We start from the raw sequence: 5,419 nt of genomic DNA on the forward strand, positions 1-5,419 counted from the left end.
CCCGGGAGGATCTCCTCCCGGGGGCCTTCCCCGTTTCCGTGCTGCGGTGCGCCGGGCGGACCCGTGGGCGCGGTCCCCCGACGGGCCCATGGATGGGCCCGCCGGAAGCCCGTCAGGCGCCCGTCAGAAGGGCCGGAAGCGCTCGTACTCCTCGGCGGCCTCGTCCCGCTCCGCGTCGCGGTCCCTGCGGCGCTGCGCGGCCGGCCGGGGCGCCTCCAGACGGTGGTCCTCACCACGCCGGCCCAGCATCTCCGCGCCGGCCGCCATGGTCGGCTCCCAGTCGAAGACGACCGCGTTGTCCTCAGGACCGATCGCCACGCCGTCCATGGCGCGCGCGCCCGCCTTCAGCAGCGCGTCCTCGACACCGAGGCGGCTGAGCCGGTCGGCGAGGTAGCCGACGGCCTCGTCGTTGTTGAAGTCGGTCTGGCGCACCCAGCGTTCGGGCTTCTCGCCGCGGACGCGGTAGAAGTGCTCGCCCTCCTCCGTGACCGTGAAGCCGGCGTCGTCCACGGCCTGCGGCCGGATCACGATCCGGGTGGCCTCCTGGACCGGCTTGGCGGCCCGGGCCTTCGCGACGATGTCGGCGAGGGCGAAGGACAGCTCCTTGAGGCCCTGGTGGGCGACGGCCGAGACCTCGAAGACGCGGTAGCCGCGCTCCTCCAGGTCGGGGCGGATCATGTCGGCGAGGTCCTGGCCGTCGGGGATGTCGACCTTGTTGAGGACGACCACCCGCGGCCGGTTCTCCAGGCCGCCGTACTGGGCCAGCTCCTCCTCGATGATGTCGAGGTCGGAGACCGGGTCCCGGTCCGACTCCAGGGTCGCGGTGTCCAGGACGTGCACCAGGACCTCGCAGCGCTCGACATGGCGCAGGAACTCCAGGCCCAGGCCCTTGCCCTGGCTGGCGCCCGGGATCAGACCCGGCACATCGGCGATGGTGTAGACCGTCGAACCGGCCGTCACCACACCGAGGTTGGGCACCAGCGTGGTGAACGGGTAGTCCGCGATCTTCGGCTTGGCGGCGGAGAGCACCGAGATCAGCGACGACTTGCCGGCGCTCGGGTAGCCGACCAGCGCCACATCGGCGACGGTCTTCAGCTCCAGCACGATGTCGCGGGCCTCGCCGGGCTCGCCGAGCAGCGCGAAGCCGGGGGCCTTGCGGCGGGCGGAGGAGAGGGCGGCGTTGCCGAGGCCGCCGCGGCCGCCCTGGCCCGCGATGAAGGTGGTGCCCTGGCCGACCATGTCGGCGAGGACCTCGCCGTTGCCGTCGAGGACGACCGTGCCGTCCGGCACCGGCAGGACCAGGTCCTTGCCGTTCTTGCCCTCGCGGTTGTCGCCGGCTCCGGGCTGGCCGTTGGTGGCCTTGCGGTGGGGGTGGTGGTGATAGTCGAGGAGGGTGGTGACGTCCTGGTCGACGACCAGGATCACATCGCCGCCACGGCCGCCGTTGCCGCCGTCCGGGCCGCCGAGCGGCTTGAACTTCTCACGGTGAACGGAGGCACAGCCGTGGCCTCCGCTACCCGCGGCGACGTGCAGCTCGACGCGGTCCACGAAGGTGGTCATGGTGGGGGTGCCTCCAGATAACTGCGGGATGTCGCGGTACTGCGCGGATGTCTCTGCTTGAGCGGATGTCTCTGTTTAACGCGCCAAGGGCGGACCGGCCTTCCCGCTCTCACGGGAAAAGGCGGTCCGCCCTCGGAATGCTGCGATGCGTGGAGCTACGTCCGGGCCGTGATTACTCGGCGACCGGAACGATGTTCACGACCTTGCGGCCACGGTGGGTGCCGAACTGCACCGCACCGGCAGCAAGGGCGAACAGGGTGTCGTCGCCGCCGCGGCCGACGCCCGTGCCCGGGTGGAAGTGGGTGCCACGCTGGCGGACCAGGATCTCACCGGCGAGGACGGCCTGACCGCCGAAGCGCTTCACGCCGAGCCGCTGAGCATTGGAATCGCGACCGTTCCGAGTGGACGATGCGCCCTTCTTGTGTGCCATGTCTCCTCAGTCCCTTACTTCGCCGGAGCGTCGATGCCGGTGATCTTCAGCGCCGTGTGGAGCTGGCGGTGGCCGATCCGCTTCTTGTAACCGGTCTTGTTCTTGTACTTCTGGATCCGGATCTTGTCGCCCTTGTGGTGGTCGACGACCTCGCCCTGGACCTTCACGCCGGCCAGGACCCACGGGTCGCTGGTGACCGAGTCGCCGTCGACAACCAGCAGCGTCGAGAGCTCGACGGTGTCGCCGACCTTGCTGGTGGAAATGCGGTCAACCTCGATGACGTCGCCGACAGCAACCTTCTGCTGGCGCCCGCCGGTGCGCACGATCGCGTACACGCGGAACTCTCTTTCGCTAGAAACGGATCCTCTGATGCCAGCCGCTCACACGGGCTCGGGATAGGGCCCATGGAATCCGAGTGGACGAGCGGCCTCCCTCGGCGGACCGAGAGGTGTGTGCTCAGGGGTTTTGGTGTCACAGACACCGACGGTCAAGGTTACGGGGCCTTGACCAGGGGGTCAAACCGGCCCCGGACCGCTGACGGCCCGGGGCACGGCCTTCCTGCTCAGTCCTCCGTGGAAGCGGACACCGACGCCACCGAGGGCTGCTCGGCGGCAGCGGTCTTCTTGGCCGCCGCCTTCTTCGTCGTCGTCTTCTTCGCGGTGGTCTTCTTCGCCGTGGCCTTCTTGGCGGTGGTGGTCTTCTTCGCCACCGTCTTCTTGGCCGTGGTCTTCTTCGCCGTGGTCTTCTTGGCCGCGGCCTTCTTGGTCGTCGCCTTCTTCGCGGTCTTCTTGGCCGCGGGCTCCGTCTCCGCCTCTGCGCCCTCGGCGGGCTCCGCCGGCGCCGGCTCGGTGACCGGCTCCACCGCCGGGGCGGTGATCACGACGGTCGCCGTGGAGTCGTCGGACACCTGCGGCGCGGCCACCTTACGGGTCACCCGGCGGCGCGGACGGGCCGGCGCGGGCTCCGCGGCCGGTGCCTCCACGGGCGCCTCGGCGACCGGCTCCGGAGCGGGCTCCGGCTCGGGTGCCGCCACCGGCTCGGCCGGCACGACGATCTCGGTGGGCTCGGTGGCCTTCGGGGCGCCCGCCGGAGCGGACACCTTCCGGCTCGCCCGACGGCGGCCACGGCCACGCCCGGCGGCCGCCTCGGCCTCGGCCGGGCTGCTGAACCACTCGTCGGCCTCGGCCACCGCGGGCTGAAGCTCGGCCTCCGTCACGGCGACCGGCTCCAGCTCCGGCGTGGCACCGTCCGGGGTCGGCGCGGCGACCTCGGCCTCGTGGACGTGCGGCTCGGCCTTCTCTGCCTTGCCCTTCTTCTTGCGCTTGCCACCGCCGCCGGCCGTCGTCGGCTGGTCCATGTGGACGATGACGCCACGGCCGTTGCAGTGCACACACGACTCGGAGAAGGACTCCAGCAGGCCCTGACCGACCCGCTTACGGGTCATCTGGACCAGGCCGAGCGAGGTGACCTCGGCGACCTGGTGCTTGGTGCGGTCCCGGCCCAGGCACTCCAGCAGGCGCCGCAGCACCAGGTCCCGGTTGGACTCCAGCACCATGTCGATGAAGTCGATCACGATGATGCCGCCGAGGTCGCGCAGCCGCAGCTGGCGCACGATCTCCTCGGCCGCCTCCAGGTTGTTCCTGGTGACCGTCTCCTCCAGGTTGCCGCCCTGGCCGGTGAACTTGCCGGTGTTGACGTCGACCACGACCATCGCCTCGGTCCGGTCGATCACCAGCGAACCGCCGCTGGGCAGCCAGACCTTGCGGTCCAGCGCCTTCATCAGCTGCTCGTCGATGCGGTACGTCGCGAAGACATCGACGTCCGAGGTCCACTTCTGGAGCCGGTCGACGAGGTCCGGGGCGACGTGCGCGACATAGCCGTGGATGGTCTCCCAGGCGTCGTCACCGCTGACGATGACCTTGGAGAAGTCCTCGTTGAAGATGTCGCGGACGACCCGGACGGTCATGTCCGGCTCGCCGTAGAGCAGGGTCGGCGCGCTGGAGCTGCTGCTCTTGGCCTTCTTCTGGATCTCTTCCCACTGGGCCTGGAGCCGCTGGACGTCGCGCGCCAGCTCCTCCTCGCTCGCCCCCTCCGCTGCGGTGCGCACGATGACGCCCGCGTCCTCGGGGACGATCTTCTTGAGGATCTGCTTCAGGCGCGCCCGCTCGGTGTCGGGCAGCTTGCGGCTGATGCCGGTCATCGAGCCCTCGGGCACGTAGACCAGGTAGCGGCCGGGGAGCGAGACCTGGCTGGTGAGCCGGGCGCCCTTGTGGCCGATCGGGTCCTTGGTGACCTGCACCAGCACGGACTGGCCGGACTTCAGCGCGGTCTCGATCCGGCGTGGGCCGTTGGCCATGCCCAGCGCCTCGAAGTTGACCTCACCGGCGTACAGCACGGCGTTGCGGCCCTTGCCGATGTCGACGAACGCGGCCTCCATCGACGGCAGGACGTTCTGCACCTTGCCGAGGTAGACATTGCCGACGTACGAGGTCGCCTGCTCCTTGTTGACGAAGTGCTCCACGAGCACGTTGTCCTCAAGGACGCCGATCTGGGTGCGCTCGCCGCTCTGGCGGACGACCATCACCCGCTCGACGGCCTCGCGGCGGGCCAGGAACTCCGCCTCGGTGATGATCGGCACCCGGCGGCGGCCCTGCTCGCGGCCTTCCCGGCGGCGCTGCTTCTTGGCCTCCAGACGCGTCGATCCCTTGATCGACTGCACCTCGTCGGCGCTGGTGCTCTCGTCCTTCTTGCGGGGCTCACGGACCTTGACGACCGTACGCTCCGGGTCGTCGGCACCGCCGGCCTCGGCCTCGGCGGCCTCACCGGTCCGACGGCGGCGGCGACGGCGACGGCGGCTGCTGCTGGAACCGCCGGCCGGCTCCTCGGCCTCGTCCTGCGGCTCGGCGGCCTGCTCCTCGGCCTCCTCGGCCTCCGCCTCCGCGGCCTCGTCGGCGGCCTGCTCGTCGGCGCCCTCGGCGGCCTCACCGCGACGACGGCGGCGGCCACCACGGCGGCGACGGCGCGAGGGGCGGTCGGCGGACTCATCCTCACCACGGCCGCCCTCGGCCTGCTCGGCCTCCGGCTCGGCCTCGGCCTCGGCGGCGGCCTCGTCGGCCGCCGGCTCCTCGGCCGGGGCGGCGGAGACCTGCTCGGGCTCGGCCGGGGCGCCACGACGGCGACGGCGGCGGCCGCCCGCGGCGGGCTGCTCCTCCACGGCCGGCTCGGCCGGGGTCTCCTCCTGGCGGGCCGCGGCAGCGGCGGCCGCGGTCTCCGGCGTCTGGAACGTCGGCTCGGTGAAGACCGGCGCCTGGAAGACGGCGGTCGGGGGGCGCTGCGCACGGCGGCGGCCGCGCTGCGGTGCCTCCGCCGCGGGCTCCTCCTCGGCACGGGGCGCCTCGGCGGCCGGCTCCGCGGCACGCTCGCCACGGC

The 5,419-nt window shown here is 71.7% G+C and carries 4 protein-coding genes; all 4 read right to left on the reverse strand.

What is annotated here, in order from left to right:
* Positions 1–123 precede the first annotated feature (123 nt).
* Entirely contained in the window at positions 124–1,560 is a 1,437-nt protein-coding gene (gene obgE / locus ACFWJW_RS37435; protein WP_387249836.1) for a GTPase ObgE, read from the reverse strand.
* A gap of 172 nt (positions 1,561–1,732) precedes the next feature.
* Positions 1,733–1,990, reverse strand: coding sequence for a 50S ribosomal protein L27 (gene rpmA, locus ACFWJW_RS37440; RefSeq protein ID WP_018088248.1), 258 nt, complete (start codon positions 1,988–1,990; stop codon positions 1,733–1,735).
* 14 nt (positions 1,991–2,004) lie between these two features.
* Positions 2,005–2,325 (reverse strand): 50S ribosomal protein L21, encoded by a 321-nt coding sequence (gene rplU, locus ACFWJW_RS37445; protein ID WP_006605648.1) that lies wholly within the window; start codon positions 2,323–2,325, stop codon positions 2,005–2,007.
* Positions 2,326–2,552: 227 nt separating this feature from the next.
* On the reverse strand, positions 2,553–5,419 hold a 2,867-nt coding region (locus ACFWJW_RS37450; protein ID WP_387249840.1), incomplete at its 5' end, for an Rne/Rng family ribonuclease.

It is taken from the genome of Streptomyces sp. NPDC127097, from assembly GCF_042724075.1.
Lineage (GTDB): Bacteria > Actinomycetota > Actinomycetes > Streptomycetales > Streptomycetaceae > Streptomyces.

Coding starts and splice junctions, on each gene's coding strand:
- obgE (WP_387249836.1), bottom strand. CDS start 1,560: ATGACCACCTTCGTGGACCGCGTCGAGCTGCACGTCGCCGCGGGTAGC.
- rpmA (WP_018088248.1), bottom strand. CDS start 1,990: ATGGCACACAAGAAGGGCGCATCGTCCACTCGGAACGGTCGCGATTCC.